The sequence below is a fragment of the Streptomyces albospinus genome, from assembly GCF_014648695.1.
Lineage (GTDB): Bacteria > Actinomycetota > Actinomycetes > Streptomycetales > Streptomycetaceae > Streptomyces > Streptomyces albospinus.
In genome coordinates, this window is record NZ_BMRP01000139.1 from 1 (window position 1) to 1,133 (window position 1,133).

General features: G+C 56.3%; 1 rRNA gene. It reads right to left on the reverse strand.

The features are described from left to right. Nucleotides 1–1,133 (reverse strand): 23S ribosomal RNA (locus IEZ17_RS41650); the annotation flags it as partial.

A 1,133-nucleotide genomic window follows, 5' to 3' on the forward strand; every position in this document is an offset into this window, starting at 1 on the left:
GCCTCGCCTTAGGTCCCGACTTACCCTGGGCAGATCAGCTTGACCCAGGAACCCTTAGTCAATCGGCGCAAGAGTTTCCCACTCTTGTATCGCTACTCATGCCTGCATTCTCACTCGTGAACCGTCCACAACTACCTTCCGGTGCTGCTTCACCCGGCACACGACGCTCCCCTACCCATCCACACACCCGTTAGGGCTAAAGTATGAATGACATGACTTCGGCGGTGTGCTTGAGCCCCGCTACATTGTCGGCGCGGAATCACTTGACCAGTGAGCTATTACGCACTCTTTCAAGGATGGCTGCTTCTAAGCCAACCTCCTGGTTGTCTCTGCGACTCCACATCCTTTCCCACTTAGCACACGCTTAGGGGCCTTAGTCGATGCTCTGGGCTGTTTCCCTCTCGACCATGGAGCTTATCCCCCACAGTCTCACTGCCGCGCTCTCACTTACCGGCATTCGGAGTTTGGCTAAGGTCAGTAACCCGGTAGGGCCCATCGCCTATCCAGTGCTCTACCTCCGGCAAGAAACACACGACGCTGCACCTAAATGCATTTCGGGGAGAACCAGCTATCACGGAGTTTGATTGGCCTTTCACCCCTAACCACAGGTCATCCCCCAGGTTTTCAACCCTGGTGGGTTCGGTCCTCCACGAAGTCTTACCTCCGCTTCAACCTGCCCATGGCTAGATCACTCCGCTTCGGGTCTTGAGCATGCTACTCCACGCCCTATTCGGACTCGCTTTCGCTACGGCTTCCCCACACGGGTTAACCTCGCAACATACCGCAAACTCGCAGGCTCATTCTTCAAAAGGCACGCAGTCACGACGCAAGGAAAAATCCCTGCGCGACGCTCCCACGGCTTGTAGGCACACGGTTTCAGGTACTATTTCACTCCGCTCCCGCGGTACTTTTCACCATTCCCTCACGGTACTATCCGCTATCGGTCACCAGGGAATATTTAGGCTTAACGGGTGGTCCCGCCAGATTCACACGGGATTTCTCGGGCCCCGTGCTACTTGGGTGATTCTCAAGCAAGCCGCTAATGTTTCAGCTACGGGGGTCTTACCCTCTACGCCGGGCCTTTCGCATGCCCTTCGCCTACATCAACGGTTTCTGACTCGCCGACCGGCCGG